Annotated in this window: 15 protein-coding genes; 8 read left to right on the forward strand and 7 right to left on the reverse strand. The window is 34.9% G+C overall.

The features are described 5' to 3' along the window. Positions 1 to 134: 134 nt before the first annotated feature. Positions 135 to 965 (forward strand): glutamate racemase, encoded by an 831-nt coding sequence (gene murI, locus CLV73_RS18065; RefSeq protein ID WP_100378289.1) that lies wholly within the window; start codon positions 135 to 137, stop codon positions 963 to 965. Positions 966 to 1,023: 58 nt separating this feature from the next. On the opposite strand, the gene CLV73_RS18070 is transcribed toward murI, so the two are convergent. The 5 genes from CLV73_RS18070 to CLV73_RS18090 form a co-directional block, all read right to left on the reverse strand. Further along, the gene (locus tag CLV73_RS18070; protein ID WP_100378290.1) at positions 1,024 to 1,602 is read right to left on the reverse strand and encodes an RsmD family RNA methyltransferase; all 579 of its coding nucleotides are present in this window, start codon (positions 1,600 to 1,602) and stop codon (positions 1,024 to 1,026) included. Between the two features lie 65 nt (positions 1,603 to 1,667). Beyond that, positions 1,668 to 2,384: a DUF3822 family protein gene (locus CLV73_RS18075; protein ID WP_100378291.1), complete on the reverse strand. Its 717-nt coding sequence runs from the start codon at positions 2,382 to 2,384 to the stop codon at positions 1,668 to 1,670. 18 nt (positions 2,385 to 2,402) lie between these two features. Continuing rightward, positions 2,403 to 2,897 carry a Smr/MutS family protein gene (locus tag CLV73_RS18080; RefSeq protein WP_100378292.1) on the reverse strand — a complete coding sequence of 165 codons (495 nt, stop codon included), beginning with the start codon at positions 2,895 to 2,897 and terminating at the stop codon, positions 2,403 to 2,405. Between the two features lie 11 nt (positions 2,898 to 2,908). Next, positions 2,909 to 3,403 (reverse strand): metallophosphoesterase family protein, encoded by a 495-nt coding sequence (locus CLV73_RS18085; protein ID WP_100378293.1) that lies wholly within the window; start codon positions 3,401 to 3,403, stop codon positions 2,909 to 2,911. Further along, complete coding sequence (locus tag CLV73_RS18090; RefSeq protein ID WP_100378294.1) at positions 3,403 to 3,852, reverse strand: hypothetical protein; 450 nt, start codon at positions 3,850 to 3,852, stop codon at positions 3,403 to 3,405. Before CLV73_RS18090 ends, CLV73_RS18085 begins: the two co-directional genes overlap by 1 nt. A gap of 80 nt (positions 3,853 to 3,932) precedes the next feature. Between CLV73_RS18090 and CLV73_RS18095 the strand changes: the two genes are divergently transcribed. Then, positions 3,933 to 5,477: a serine hydrolase gene (locus CLV73_RS18095; RefSeq protein WP_100378295.1), complete on the forward strand. Its 1,545-nt coding sequence runs from the start codon at positions 3,933 to 3,935 to the stop codon at positions 5,475 to 5,477. Positions 5,478 to 5,530: 53 nt separating this feature from the next. Here the strand turns inward: CLV73_RS18095 and CLV73_RS18100 are convergent, their stop codons facing one another. After that, positions 5,531 to 6,007 (reverse strand): SixA phosphatase family protein, encoded by a 477-nt coding sequence (locus CLV73_RS18100; RefSeq protein ID WP_100378296.1) that lies wholly within the window; start codon positions 6,005 to 6,007, stop codon positions 5,531 to 5,533. Positions 6,008 to 6,122: 115 nt separating this feature from the next. Between CLV73_RS18100 and ruvX the strand changes: the two genes are divergently transcribed. The 6 genes from ruvX to CLV73_RS18130 all read left to right on the forward strand — a co-directional run bounded on the left by ruvX (position 6,123) and on the right by CLV73_RS18130 (position 10,664). After that, complete coding sequence (gene ruvX, locus CLV73_RS18105) at positions 6,123 to 6,539, forward strand: Holliday junction resolvase RuvX (protein WP_100378297.1); 417 nt, start codon at positions 6,123 to 6,125, stop codon at positions 6,537 to 6,539. Then, a complete protein-coding gene (gene def, locus CLV73_RS18110) occupies positions 6,536 to 7,108 on the forward strand; it encodes a peptide deformylase (protein WP_100378298.1) in 573 nt (190 codons plus the stop codon). The genes ruvX and def overlap by 4 nt, the downstream gene beginning before the upstream one ends. 76 nt (positions 7,109 to 7,184) lie before the next feature. Further along, entirely contained in the window at positions 7,185 to 7,745 is a 561-nt protein-coding gene (locus tag CLV73_RS18115) for a DUF5606 family protein (RefSeq protein WP_100378299.1), read from the forward strand. A gap of 196 nt (positions 7,746 to 7,941) precedes the next feature. After that, entirely contained in the window at positions 7,942 to 8,709 is a 768-nt protein-coding gene (gene mazG, locus CLV73_RS18120) for a nucleoside triphosphate pyrophosphohydrolase (RefSeq protein WP_100378300.1), read from the forward strand. Then, positions 8,710 to 9,789 carry an FUSC family protein gene (locus tag CLV73_RS18125; RefSeq protein WP_100378301.1) on the forward strand — a complete coding sequence of 360 codons (1,080 nt, stop codon included), beginning with the start codon at positions 8,710 to 8,712 and terminating at the stop codon, positions 9,787 to 9,789. 2 nt (positions 9,790 to 9,791) lie between these two features. Further along, positions 9,792 to 10,664 carry a hypothetical protein gene (locus CLV73_RS18130; protein ID WP_100378302.1) on the forward strand — a complete coding sequence of 291 codons (873 nt, stop codon included), beginning with the start codon at positions 9,792 to 9,794 and terminating at the stop codon, positions 10,662 to 10,664. A gap of 71 nt (positions 10,665 to 10,735) precedes the next feature. Here the strand turns inward: CLV73_RS18130 and CLV73_RS18135 are convergent, their stop codons facing one another. Continuing rightward, complete coding sequence (locus CLV73_RS18135; protein ID WP_100378303.1) at positions 10,736 to 14,449, reverse strand: metallophosphoesterase; 3,714 nt, start codon at positions 14,447 to 14,449, stop codon at positions 10,736 to 10,738. Positions 14,450 to 14,454 lie beyond the last annotated feature (5 nt).

The raw sequence follows: 14,454 nt of genomic DNA on the forward strand, positions 1-14,454 counted from the left end.
ACTACTTAGAATTCCTCATTAAATTAAAATGATTAGTATTAGGATTGGCGTGCTGAGTAAGTTGAGGCATTCATATCAAATATGATATATTTTGACGCAAAATTCCTTATTTTTGTATAAAATTTCAGCTAGATTTGAAAAATAAAAAACCAGACTATTCGCATCTTTCAGCCAGCCAGCCTATCGGTATTTTCGATAGTGGAGTAGGTGGATTAACGGTAGCTAAAGAGATAAAAAGGCTTCTTCCTCATGAAGATTTAATTTACTTTGGAGATACAAAACATCTTCCTTACGGCGAAAAATCTAAAGAAGCAATTATTGAGTACTCTACAAAGATTACTAATTTTTTATTGGAACAGAACTGTAAAGCGATTGTTATTGCATGTAATACAGCAACTGCCAATGCTTTAGATGAAGTGATGCAATCTGTTGCAGGCAGAGTTCCCGTTATTGATGTTATCAACCCTGTAGCAGAAAAAGTTTCCTATGAAATCCATAATAATGTTGGAGTCATTGCGACAAAGGCTACAGTGAATTCCGGGTTATACAAAAAAAGTATCCGTAAACATAATAAATGGATTAAGGTAGATGAACTGGCAACGCCATTATTGGTTCCTGCCATTGAAGAAGGCTTTAAAAACCATCCGATTACCCATGCTATTATTTATAATTATTTAAGTAATAATAAGCTTAAGAATATTGAAACGTTAATTTTAGGATGCACTCACTATCCTTTATTGATTGATGAAATTAAACAGTATTACGGAAACCGTGTCCGTGTGATTGATTCGCCGAATATTGTAGCCAATCATTTAAAAATCATTTTAGATAAATATAATCTTCTGAATGATAACAATCCGAAACCGAATTATCATTTCTACCTTTCGGATCTGACAAAGAATTTCGAGAAAATCTCAAAAAAGTTCTTCGGAAAAACCATTGACTTAGAGTTAAAAGTATTATAAACAAAAAGCTGTTTCTAAATGAAACAGCTTTTTTATTGCAGAATCAACGTAAAATTCATTATTCTGTTATTTCTGTATTTTCTTCTTTATTAGGTTCAAAAAAACTGAAGCTCACATTTCCGTATTTTCGGGTATCAATCAGATTAGGATGGTCAAATTTCATTCTGCTTTGATGTTCTACGACCAATATTCCGTTTTCTTTTAAATATTTATTATTCAAAACTAAAGAAATCAATTCGTAGTATTTTTTCTCTTCCATCTCGAAAGGCGCATCAGAAAATACGATCTCAAAAGACTTTTTATTTCTGAATTTTTTTAACCAGTCAAAAACATCACCTCTCTGAACATTTACCTGTAAATTGAAATCCAATTCCGAAGCAGTCGTATTGAGAAAACCCGTATGTTTCGGATTCATTTCTACAGAAGTGATATCTTGGCATCCTCTTGAAGCAAATTCAAAGGTGATAGAGCCAATTCCTGCAAATAAATCGAGTACAGAGATAGATTGCATGTCATATGTATTCTCCAAAATACTAAATAATGCTTCTTTTGCAAAATCTGTAGTAGGTCTTACATCAAAGTTCTTCGGAGCCGCTATTTTCTTGGCTTTCCACTTGCCTGAAATTATTCTGTACATATATGTTTAGGTTTTAGGTTGTAGATCCTAGGTGACAGGTAATACCTGCATCTGGCTCTTGCAACCTAATTAAGTATGAAATTTTTATTTGGAATATTATCAAAAACGATTTTCAGATTCTTTACAAATTTCTGTAGCTCTGAAATAAAGGTTTCATTTTCTGTGGTCTCACCATAAGCAAAAAAGCTGGTTTCATTAATTCCAAAACCTATCTTGCTTAGGGTAAACATTATAAAATAAAGAAAATCAACCTCTGAATTGACATCCAGATTGTTGTATAAGATGATATTCCTATCATCAATGGCAAAAAACTCACACTGATTATGATACAGATTAATGTGAATTTCCTTGCTGCTTTTATTATGAATAGAGTTTAAAAACTTTTCCCCAGAAAAATTGAAATGAACAGGTATCCCTAAGCTTTTTATTTTCTGATAAAAATTCTTCGGGAAAGTATAATAAAACTGAACCTTGAATTTTTTGTTGACAGAAAGCATTAATTCTTCGTTTTCCTTATCAACAGGAGCGTTAAAAGCAATTAAGTCAAATCCTGCATCATGTTCAGAAAATCCTTCCGGCATTAAGGTAAAGTGGTTCAGGGCTGAAATTACCTGAATTTCGTCAAACTTTTGTTTACCCAACACTTCATCCAGCTTTTGGGAGATGAAATTTTCCGGAGTTTCTTCGTCTACAAAATAGGACTTTTCTTCCACAACGCTTTTATTTTTAGCGATTTGGGAAATTAATCCGTCTTTGGTAAAAAGTAAATTAAGTACGTTCATATTTCAATTCCTGCAAATTTAGTGAAATTCTACCATTACTGCACCCGATTGATGATGAAGTATTTCCTTATTATAAAAATCAAGATTGGTATGCCTTTCCAAAGTATCCCAAACGAGTTTTTGTAATGTTCCGTCTCCAATTCCGTGTACGATTTCCAGTCTTTTAAGATGGTTTTTTCTACAGAATTCAAGCGTTTCCATTAGTTTTTCCTTTTGGATGAATAATCTTTCAAAACTATCGTAATCATTCGGATTCTTAACTAAATTATGAAAATGCAGATCCAAAACCAAATGATTCCTCTGATGTTTCTTTGAAATATTTTTTTTCGGTTCAGCTTTCTTTACAATTTCTACGGTCTCGTAAAAATCTGAAACTTTCGGAACCAGTTTTTCTTTCGGATATTGATGGGTAAAACCATATTCATCTTTAAATACCACAATATTTCCATGTACGGAAGTTACTACTCCGTTTAAATCTTCATCTACCACAGAAACTTTGTCTCCAATCTTCATTTTATTACAATTTATTTCGGTCCCAATTCAATAACTTCCAAATCTTTGATTTCTGTACCGTCAATCACAAAACGCATCATGGTTCTCATTTTATGCCAACCCTGTTTGCCGCAAGCTCCGGGATTCAGGTGAAGTAAATTATTTTTTTCATCAAACATCGCCTTCAAAATGTGAGAATGTCCGGAAATAAATAAATTCGGAGCTTTTTCTGAAATTTCTTTTTTAGCCAAAGGACTATATTTTCCGGGATATCCGCCTATATGAACCATCAGGACTTCGACATTTTCACAGAAAAAACGATTGACTTCCGGAAATTCAGAACGGATTTTTGCATTGTCAATATTTCCGTAAACCCCTTTTATAGGCTTAACCTTTTCCAGCTGTTCAATGACGTCCATACTTCCGAAATCTCCACCATGCCAGATTTCATCAGCTTGCTGAGCGTATTCCAAAATCCGGTCATCGATGTAGGAATGAGAGTCGGAGAGAAGGAGGATTTTTGTCATTATCTAAGTGTTCTTTCAGTGATGTTTTCGTCGTATTTATCTTTAAAAACGTGTACTCTGTCAGGGTTAAGCTCTCCCTCAGTATTGATTACTCTTTCTTTTAATAACCATTTAACCAACTTTTCCATTCCTTTTCTGGAATTCATGAAGTTGGCTATTTTCGTAAAATCCTTGGACTCTACTTTTGTTTTTTCAGATAAAAAATTTAGAATGAAATAATCATCATCCTGATACATTGGCGTTTCATTATCCATGTACTTATACATCAGAATTTCATCATCATTTTTCATGGTAAAGAAAGAATACTGGGCTACATTTATTTTTTCTGCTTTTAAAATTTGTTTACCGTCAAGCAAAACCTTGTCATCCTTAATAACAACTTCCTGAGAAAAATAAAAGTTACAGCTTACTATTAATAAAAATATAGCCAGTAATTTTTTTGGTGTCATTTTTTAATGTTTAAACTTTTTGCAAATATAGCTGTTAAATAAAAATCTTAATATTTAGTAAATTTGGAAAAATTAAAAAAATGAAACAAAAACTTTCTTTTTTCCTTTTTCTTTTGACCGTTGGTATTGCCAATGCACAAATAGAAGAGAAAAAACTGGATGAATTGGTCCAGAACACGCTAAAAACTTTTGATGTTCCCGGTATGTCTGTGGGAATTATTAAAGATGGTAAATTAATTTATTCAAAAGGTTTTGGAGTGCGTTCATTGACAACAAAACAGCCGATGGATGACAATACTTTAGTGGGAATTGCCTCCAATTCAAAAGGATTTACCTGTACAGCATTAGCAATTTTAGCAGATGAAGGAAAATTGAACTGGGATGATAAAGTTTCAAAATATATTCCTGAATTTCAAATGTATGATCCGTATGTTTCCCAAAATGTTACCATTAAGGATTTGGTGACGCACAGAGCCGGATTAGGTTTAGGACAGGGAGATCTAATGTTTTTTCCGGAAGGAGGAAATTTAACCGTAAATGATATTGTTCATAATGTAAGATATTTAAAACCGGAAAATCCTTTCAGAACTACTCTGGATTATAATAATATCATGTTCATTGTTGCCGGAGAAGTGATTCACAGAATTTCAGGACTGAGCTGGGCAGAATTTATTGAGCAGAGAATTATGAAACCTGTGGGAATGACATCAAGTTTTGGAAGTTATAGCAGAGCAAAAGCTGTTGCCAATAAGATCGATGCCCATGCTCCTGTAGACGGAAAGGCGATTGCAGTTCCTCATGATTGGAATGAAACAGCGAATGCAGCAGGAGGAATTATGAGTAATATTAAAGATATGACACTTTGGGCCGAATGTCTTTTAAATAATTTTACCACAAAAGACGGGAGGAAATTAGTTTCAGATAAAAATGTTCAGCAGCTTTGGAGTCTGCAGATCCCAAGTGGAGTGGCGGCAAAAAATCCGTACGATACAAGTTTTTACGGATACGGAATGGGATGGTTTTTAAGCGATGTGAAAGGTCACAAACAAATTCAGCATACAGGAGGATTAATCGGCACAGTAACCCAATTTACATTAATTCCGGATATGAAACTGGGAATTGTAGTGTTGACCAATCAACAATCGGGAGCAGCTTTCAATACCATTACAAACACTGTTAAAGATTCTTATTTGGGAATTGCCGACAGAAACTGGCTGAAAACTTATGGTGACCGAATGAAAAAGATGGAAGAAGGTTTTGACAAGCAAAAGAAGGAAGCCTTTGCGAAATCAGAAGCTTTCAGAAAAGATAAAAACTTACAGCCGAAATCAGAACAATTTGTCGGAACTTATAACGACAGATGGTTCGGTGACGTAGAAGTTTCTCAGCAGGGAAATACATACAGAATTCTGTGTAACAATTCTCCAAGACTGAAAGGAGAATTGTTACCTTATTCAAATAATTCTTTCATCATCAAATGGGATGACAGAAGCTATGATGCAGATGCTTACATTATTTTTGATTATGATGAAACAGGAAAAGCCGAATCTGCCAGAGTAAAGCCGATTTCTGATGTTACCGATTTCAGTTTTGATTTTGATGATTTAGATCTTAAAAGAAAATAAATAAAAAAACTCCAACAAGCTGTTGGAGTTTTTTTATGCGTATATTATTTTTTCTAAATCTTCCCCGGCTCATAAAAAAATAAAAGCTTTTTGTTAGCTCCGTCAAAATCGGTCCAGGAATCGCAATCTATTTCAAAGCCGGCCACGCCACAGGTCGGAAAATGAAAAATATCTTCGGAAATAGAATTGGCAAAATTAGAGATTCCGTTATTATGAGAGAAAAAAGCGACTGAATTGTGCTTGTTATCTAAATCGTAAATCACCGACTCAAAATTTCTTTCCGACGGATTATACAATTTCTCATCGGTATCAAAATTAAGATTATAGGTCTGATTGAAAATCTTACACGTATTTAATGCTCTTACAGCAGGGCTGGAAACAAGGTAGTCTATAGATATATTATTGGCTTTTAAAAACCTCGACATATTCATGGCATCTTCCAATCCTTTATCTGCCAAAGGTCTGTCAAAATCTTCGGTTTCCTCCGGCCAGTCGCTCTTCGCATGTCTAACGAGTATGATTTTCTTCATAATTTAAGTAGTTTGGAAGAATAAAATTATAAAAAAAATAATGGAATAAAACATGATTCATAAAAAAAACTGTGTGTAGAATAAAATCATTAAAATTTACTAAATTTGCAGACTTATGGGACAAATCCTTGCAATAGACTATGGAAAGGCCCGTTGTGGTATTGCTGCAACGGATGATATGCAGATTATTGCGAGTGGTTTGGATACGGTTCAGACTCCTGTTTTGATTGAGTTTTTGAAAAAATATTTTAACGAAAACAGAGTGGATGAAGTGGTAATCGGACTTCCTGTAGATTTGAAAGGAAATATTTCTGAAGTGGAAACAGATATTTTACAATTTATAGAAATTTTTAAAAAAGAATTTCCCATGATAAAAGTAAACCGCTTCGATGAAAGATTTACATCCAAAATGGCTTCATTTTTTATTTCCCAAAGCGGGAAAAGTAAAAAACAAAGACAGGAAAAAGGATTAATAGATAAAGTAAGTGCAACCATCATATTGCAAAATTTTTTAGAACAAAGAACAAGATGATTTTACCGATAAGAGCCTTTGGGGACCCTGTTTTGAGAAAAATAGGTAAGGATATAGATAAAGATTATCCCGAGTTACAAGAGTTGATAGATAACATGTTCGAAACCATGTATAGTGCCAACGGAATTGGTTTGGCTGCACCACAGATCGGACTGGATATTCGTTTGTTTGTAATTGATGTTACTCCTTTGGCAGAAGATGAAGACTATGAGGATATTAAGGATGAATTGGCAGAATTTAAAAAGGTTTTTATTAATGCCAGAATTCTTGAAGAATCCGGTGAAGAATGGAAGTTTAATGAAGGATGTCTTTCCATTCCTGATGTGAGAGAAGATGTGAAAAGAAAAAGTACGATTCTTATCGAATATTATGATGAAAATTTCGTTAAGCATACAGAAACTTTTTCCGATATTAGAGCCCGCGTAATTCAGCATGAATATGATCATATAGAAGGAACGCTGTTTACAGATCATTTAAGTGCTTTAAAAAAGAAATTGGTAAAGGGAAAACTTACTAAAATTACACAAGGCGATGTCAGTATCAACTATAAAATGAGATTCCCAAAATAAGTTTGAAATAAAAAAATAAAAATATTAAACAGCAGGAAGCCTTTAGCCGACTGCTATATTCACAAAAAATAAAATTATGCTGTTAGAAAAAATAATTTCAATTTCCGGAAAACCAGGACTTTTCAAGTTAGTTTCTCAATTAAGAAACGGATTTATTATTGAAGATGTTACAACTAAGAAAAAAGTAAGCATCGGTAACTCTAGCCAGGTAAGTTTGCTAGATAATATCGCAATGTTTACATTTGATAAAGAAGTTCCTTTGTTCGAAGTTTTTGAAAATATTGCTAAAAACTACGATTACAAAGAAGCTATTCATCATAAATCTTCTGATGCTGAACTGAAAGAATTCATGACGGCTTCTCTTCCGAACTACGATACGGAAAGAGTATATGCTTCTGATATCAAGAAATTGGCTCAATGGTATAATATTCTTCAGAAAGCAGGATATATTACTCCGGAAAGCTTTGTAAAAGCAGAATCTGAAACTTTAGAAGGTGAGCCTGCAGAAGAAGTAAGCGTAGAAAAAGAAGCTCCTAAAAAAGCGGCTCCAAAAGCAGAAAAGCCGGCAACTCCAAAAGTAAAAGCGACTTCTGCAGCTAAAGCAGCTCCAAAAAGTACACACAGAAAACAAGGATAATTTTGTCTTTGAATCTAAAATACAGACCTCGCCCGAAATGGCGAGGTTTTTTTGTTTATATTGTTATAACGGTTAGTTGTGTCATTCTGACGAAGGAAGAATCTATTATGTTGGAAAGAGATTCTTCATTTCGCGTCGCTGCATTCAGAATGACAGAAACATTCCTTAAATTTGTATCACTTTGAATTCTCAAACTATGAATACCAAACAGGAAAAACTGGAAGCGTTCGGAAGATTACTAGATATTATGGATGATTTGCGTGAAAAATGTCCGTGGGATCAGAAGCAGACTTTGCAATCACTCCGTCATCTGACTTTGGAAGAAACCTATGAACTTTCTGATGCGATCTTGCAGGAAGATCTGCAGGAAATAAAAAAAGAGCTTGGAGATGTTTTGCTGCATCTGGTTTTTTATGCTAAAATTGGTTCGGAAAAAGGAAGTTTTGATATAGCAGATGTTATTAATTCACTGAATGAAAAGCTGATTTTCCGCCATCCTCATATTTATGGAGATACTGAAGTAAAGGATGAAGAAGAAGTGAAACAGAACTGGGAAAAATTAAAACTAAAAGAGGGCAACAAATCTATTTTGGGAGGAGTTCCTAAAAGTCTGCCTAGTTTGGTAAAAGCGTTTAGAATTCAGGATAAAGTAAAAGGAATCGGTTTTGAATTCCACGATGCGGAAGATGCATGGAAAAAAGTAGACGAAGAAATTCAGGAGTTCCACGCAGAAACGGATCCGGATAAAAAAGAGCAGGAGCTGGGAGATGTATTTTTTTCTTTGATCAATTATGCAAGAATTTCCGGTATCAACCCGGATTCAGCATTAGAAAGAACCAATTTGAAATTCATTTCAAGATTCCAGAAAATGGAAGACTTGGCGGCTGAAGAAGGCTTAAAACTTGCAGATATGACCTTAGAAGAAATGGATGTTCTTTGGGAAAAAGCTAAACTTTTGCAATAAATGAAGGTACAAAACCCGATACATCATCGATTTCAATATTTGTTGGAATTCAAGAAAACGGAAAGGAAATGGCATTTTCCTTTTCTTGCAGCATTGTGCATCGGAAGCTGCCTTCTTATCGGGTATTTTTTAGGAAAACCCAACTATGGGGCACTTTCGAGTTTAGGAGCACTAACGATTTTATATTTCACATCAGCCTCGATTACGCAGAGAATGATCCATTTGCTTGTTTGTGCATTCGGAATTGTATTTTCCTTTACGGTAAGTTCTTTTTTCAGCTTTAATGCTTATTTTGCTGCATTGTCATTGGGGATTGTTTCGTTTTTAGCCCATTTTATTTCATCTTATTTTAAAATTCCTCCACCGGGAAACTTTTTCTTCATTATGGTTGCTGCAATGGCAAGTACCTATAAATTTGATTTGAACTTTATTCCAACCAGAGTGGGACTTGTTGCGATGGGAGCAACTTTATCATGTTCATTAGCTTTTTTATATTCGGTTTTTATTGAAAAAAGTAATGTAGTTACGGTTCCCAGAAGAGCATTCAAAAAAAGAAGATATACCAAATTTGTGGAGAGTGCCGTCATCGGATTTTTCATGGCTTCGACTTTAATTATTGGGCATCTTTTAAAATTTGAAAATACCTATTGGATTTCTATCGCAGCAGTTGCGATTATTCAAGGAAGGAACTTTGAACATGTCCGGCAACGAAATATGCACAGGATTTTGGGAACCTTCATTGGAATTGGTTTTGCCTGGCTGATTCTTTTGTTTGATCCCGAAAAGATCGTAATGATCATTATTATCACGGTTTTACAGTTCATTATTGAATTATTAATTGTAAGAAATTATGGTTTTGCAGTCATTTTTATTACACCTTTAACAATTCTTCTGGCAGAAGCAGGAAGTGAGATTCACCATGATCTTGAAAAGCTGATGCATGCAAGGCTGATAGATACCATTATAGGAAGCTTAATAGGTTTGGCTGCAGGTTTTTTTCTGCACCATCAGCAGATTATTAATAACTTAGAGAAAAATATTCGCTTTTCGTATTTTCAGTTTAAAAAATTAAAAAAATAGATATGTTACGTATTGTTGTTGTATCGGCACTTTTGTTGTGGAGCTGTAACCCAAAAGCTCAGGATTCGCCTAAGACGGATGAGTTGCAAGTAGAGTTTTCTCTGCCTAAGAAACTGAAAGAAGTTTCGGGGATTGCTTTATCCCAAGACAAAAAAACAATTTGGGCCATAGAAGACCAGGGAAATAAAAATGTAGTATACGGAGTGGATATGCAAGGGAAGCTTCTTAAGGATGTTCTGGTAGAAAATGCCGAAAACAATGACTGGGAAGATATTACAAAAGACGCTCAGGGAAATATTTATTTAGGAGATTTTGGAAATAATGATAATAACAGACAGAATCTCTCTATTTTAAAATTAGGCTTAAAAACGCCATCTCAGGCAACGACAAAAGTTATTCAGACTACAAAATTTCATTATGAAGGTCAGACAGAGTTTCCTCCAAAGAAATCGAATTGGCTGTATGATTGTGAAGCCTTTGTGGAAATGGATGGAAACTTCTATCTCTTTACAAAAAACAGAAGCAAAGGTTTTGACGGGACTTTTCTGGTTTTCAAGATTCCTAATAAAGAAGGCGATTTTGAAGCAAAATTGATAGGAAAGTTGAAGCTTAACGGCAAATACAGTGATGCGGCGATCACTTCTGCGGCGATCAACAGCACAAAAGATAAAATAGTCTTATTAAATCACAAAAATATTCATGTGCTCTCCGGGTTTTCTGCAAATGATTTTAATACGGCTAAAATTCAGAAAATTTCACTCAATCATAATTCTCAAAAAGAAGCAGTTGTTTTTCTGGATGACAAAACCCTGCTGATTGCTGATGAAAAAGATAAAGATACAGGAGGAAATATTTATAAATTCAATCTGAAATAAAAGCTAAATCCGCAGAATTTTTCTGCGGATTTTTTATAATTATTAAAATTTCAGATCGGTAATAGCTAGAATTAAAAAGTCATTCCTACTCCCCCGGAAATTCTTCCGCCATCGGAACCTGTGAAATAATTCAATCTTGCGGAAAATGTTTCTACAATGCTCATCCAGAAACCGCCACCAATAGACTGATGCCATTTTTTTGAATCTTCGTGATCATTCCAGACTCTACCGATGTCATATCCTACCAGAATTCCCATGTTTGCAGGAACAATAGGGTTTCTTACCCTCCCGAAATCCCATCGGATTTCAGAGTTGTTGGTAAAATAAGATCGTCCTGAAAACCTGTCATTTCTGAAAGCCCTCATTCCGTTGTTGCCACCTATACTTGCGGCCTGATAGAATTCAAAGTTGTTATTGTTGATCCACATTGCGTTGGTGGAATTCGCCAATACGAAGTTTCCTCTTTTATCAAGTCTGTGATCAATAGAAAGCGAACCGTTGAGAATAAGGAAATTTTTGTCAATATTTGAAAGATTGGTTTTCCAGTCTGCATTCACAACAAACTCCATTCCTAAGGTAGGGAAAGCTGTATTGTCTAAATTTTTGTAGCTAAATGTATAGTTGGCTCCCGCAAATTGCTGGCTATTGAACACCTCCTGGTTAACATCCGGAGAAACGTCTACAAAACGATTGCCTTTTCTCTGTACCTTATTGTTTTCAAACGTAAGCTGAAACTGATGTTGCAGATTCATCCAGCTTTTTTTAGAAATAGACGGAGCAAAATTGAGTTTTGAGATTCTCGCTCTGTTATACTTCCGGTCTGTACTTTCTTTATCATATTCACTTTCATTGGATAACCCGAAAAAGTTTTCAGAGAATCGGGGAGTGGTGTACAACGCATCAATATTAAAATCCCATCCGGCGATTGCTTTTTTGAAAATTCCTTTATAAGCAAGATTAAAGCCGGCTGTAGCAGTATAAAAATTGGCTTTTAAGCTGTGCTTTTGTGTATAAGGATCACGAATGAAATTATTAACGGTATAATTGACTAATGCACCAATAATCACTCCGTCATCAGGATTATAATCAGCATTAGGATATCCCGCTACAAAATTATATTTTGGATGTTTATAATTATAAGTGTTGATATCATAATCATCAGAAATTTTCTTTGTTCCTTCACCGTTATAAGTATTTTTCTGTGATTTGAAATCGTAGATCTTTACCTTGCTTCCGTTAGCAACAGTATAGGTGTCATGATTATAACCTCCGATTAATCTGATGTTCATCTTTGGACGGCCCTCTCCGGAAACTTCATAGATGTCATCATCTTCCAGCCCATAGATCCAGAGTTCTTTGGTTTTTGAATCGTCATACGTTTTTTCGAAAACAAGTTCCGGGTTTTCTTTATTCTTATCAAGCTTATACTGCTGTACAAGGACTGAGTCTCCAGTTTTGGTAATGACAAATTTGTCAGGATTTACGGTTCCGGCTAATGGTACTTTTTCCTGTAAAACGTTATAATATTGAGCAGCATAATCCTGCAGTTTTGTTTTTCTGGATTTTAATTTTCGCTGTATATCTGCAAGCGTTTCATCCTGTACTTCTTTGGGAATATTGGTAAATGCTTCGTCAATATTTTTATCTGTAAGATGTTCCTGGATATATTTGGCCTGAGAAATCCAGTCTTCCTGAGTTGCTCCTTTTAAGAATATTAAATCTAACGGATAAGGCTCCATATTCATCCATTTTACATTTTTAATATCTTCTTTAAAGGTTTTCATATGTCGGATCGCCGGAATGTTCATGATGATTTTGAAAGCTGCTCCGTCATATTTACTGAAAGCCTGATCTCTGTCTCTCGGAATCGGTTTGTAAATGACTTTGTCGCCGGTTTCATATTCTGCCCATTTCCATTGATCGGAATGTCTGTCCCAGTCACCAATCAGCATATCAAAAATTCTTGCACGGATGTAAGATTCCTTATCGATTGAATATTTATAGTTTTTATTTAAATTTTTAAGGACATCATCTGTAGAAAGAATGTCTTTTGCATTATCCAGTGAAGCCAGTGTTTTCGGGTCCGAAGAAAAACGTTCTTCAATCATATACATTTCATCACCATACGACTGGTTATATTCACCTAAAGCCTGCTGTTTAGGGATATAATATAATCTTGGATTGGAATGGGGAATATCAAGTTTCTCAGCCATATTACCGACTGAAAAAGGTGTGAAGGGATGATTGGTCGTATAAAAATCCAGTAAGAATTTATCTGGGAAAGTATTGTTCAGTTCGTTTCCGAAAGTGCTTTTCTTGAAAGCCATATTATTCAGAAAACGGACAGCACTTTTTTTAACGCCTCTCATTACGAATTCCTGACCATCCTGAGCTTTTAGGCGCAAACTGTTCGACTGGTTTCCGCCTCCTTCCCTGAAAGGTGTATATCCTCCGTCAAGTGTTGAAATATTTGCAGTAGGAGCTTCAATCGGTATTCCGTAATATTTTCTGTAATGTTCACCCCAAAGCCATCTGTAAATCGGTCCCTTTTGTGTTAATTTTTTAGGATAAATGGTAGAAGTGACGGTAGATGGAAAGGAGTTAGGGTAATTATTGATAAATTCTTTAGGTTTTTCAATCACCTGAACGTGGGTAAGCTTTTGCAGCGTATTATCTTTTGTTGAAAAATATTCGATATCCGAACTCTGATCTTTTCTGATATTCAATATGGCAAAACCACTTCCTCCGTAGGAAAAATCTGTTCTTGAACCGATTGTTGCAGGATCTACTTTTGAACCTGCCCCACTGATGATCTGCCGGATGTTTCTTTCTTCATGATATTGAAGGTTATGATCATGCCCCGAAACAAAAATGATATTTTCTTTCTCCTGAACAATACTTTTTAACCGGTTGGCTAAATCAGCGTAATGCTGGTTGTTGATATCTTCCGGGTTTGCTCCGGAAGAACTTCTTAAAATATTGATGATGCTTGCAATTCCGGGAAGAGGAATTTTTGAGTTTAAAGGAAAAAGATGAGAAGCAGCAGAGTTATATCCTGCATGAGTTCCGCTGCTGATCACAGGATGATGCAATGCTACAATAATTCTTTTATCCTGATTTTTATTAACAAGGTCTTTAAATTCAGTGAAAAGATCTTCTCGGGTTTTAATGTCACAGTTTTTATTGATTCCGGGATAATTGTCCCAGTTGGCCAGTACCCATTCAGTATCGACTACAATTAATTTGATATCTTTTGTCAGGCTAATATCATCCAGAGGACAGGAATTTTTGGGCAGGAATGCTTTTTTATCATTAAAATAATTTTTTACGAGATCTTCCTGGGCTTTTAATCCATCAAGGCCATTATACCAATCATGATTTCCTGGAATTACCAATGTTTTTCCTTTGAAATTTTTGGTTATGTTCAATTGATTTTCCAATTTCTGCTTTGCCAGTGCGTAATCTTTATCAGATTCTTTGGGCATTCCGTTAGGATAAATATTATCGCCCAAAAAAATAAGCATCGAGTTTTTATCGGCAGAATCCAGTTTTGATTTTAATAAGCCTAATGTCTGCTGAGCCTGAGGTTCATCAGCATTTCCTGCGTCACCTATCAGGAAAATTTTGAAATCATTTTCAGTCTTGATATCAGAATGTTGTATTTCAGATAAGTTTTTACCCTTTTTTACGTTATATGTTGCGCAGGAATAGAGTACTCCTGCAGATAATACCGTTCTTACGACAACGGAAGTATTTTTTAGATGAGTTTTAAAGGATAAATTCATAAATT

The sequence above is a fragment of the Chryseobacterium geocarposphaerae genome, assembly GCF_002797535.1.
Classification (GTDB): domain Bacteria; phylum Bacteroidota; class Bacteroidia; order Flavobacteriales; family Weeksellaceae; genus Chryseobacterium; species Chryseobacterium geocarposphaerae.

Bases quoted from the DNA above. Each gene is read 5' to 3' on its own strand.
- CLV73_RS18075 (WP_100378291.1), bottom strand. From the start codon at position 2,384: ATGAACGTACTTAATTTACTTTTTACCAAAGACGGATTAATTTCCCAA.
- CLV73_RS18115 (WP_100378299.1), top strand. From the start codon at position 7,185: ATGCTGTTAGAAAAAATAATTTCAATTTCCGGAAAACCAGGACTTTTC.
- CLV73_RS18070 (WP_100378290.1), bottom strand. From the start codon at position 1,602: ATGTACAGAATAATTTCAGGCAAGTGGAAAGCCAAGAAAATAGCGGCT.
- def (WP_100378298.1), top strand. From the start codon at position 6,536: ATGATTTTACCGATAAGAGCCTTTGGGGACCCTGTTTTGAGAAAAATA.
- mazG (WP_100378300.1), top strand. From the start codon at position 7,942: ATGAATACCAAACAGGAAAAACTGGAAGCGTTCGGAAGATTACTAGAT.
- CLV73_RS18090 (WP_100378294.1), bottom strand. From the start codon at position 3,852: ATGACACCAAAAAAATTACTGGCTATATTTTTATTAATAGTAAGCTGT.
- CLV73_RS18125 (WP_100378301.1), top strand. From the start codon at position 8,710: ATGAAGGTACAAAACCCGATACATCATCGATTTCAATATTTGTTGGAA.
- CLV73_RS18085 (WP_100378293.1), bottom strand. From the start codon at position 3,403: ATGACAAAAATCCTCCTTCTCTCCGACTCTCATTCCTACATCGATGAC.
- CLV73_RS18100 (WP_100378296.1), bottom strand. From the start codon at position 6,007: ATGAAGAAAATCATACTCGTTAGACATGCGAAGAGCGACTGGCCGGAG.
- ruvX (WP_100378297.1), top strand. From the start codon at position 6,123: ATGGGACAAATCCTTGCAATAGACTATGGAAAGGCCCGTTGTGGTATT.
- CLV73_RS18135 (WP_100378303.1), bottom strand. From the start codon at position 14,449: ATGAATTTATCCTTTAAAACTCATCTAAAAAATACTTCCGTTGTCGTA.
- CLV73_RS18095 (WP_100378295.1), top strand. From the start codon at position 3,933: ATGAAACAAAAACTTTCTTTTTTCCTTTTTCTTTTGACCGTTGGTATT.
- CLV73_RS18130 (WP_100378302.1), top strand. From the start codon at position 9,792: ATGTTACGTATTGTTGTTGTATCGGCACTTTTGTTGTGGAGCTGTAAC.
- CLV73_RS18080 (WP_100378292.1), bottom strand. From the start codon at position 2,897: ATGAAGATTGGAGACAAAGTTTCTGTGGTAGATGAAGATTTAAACGGA.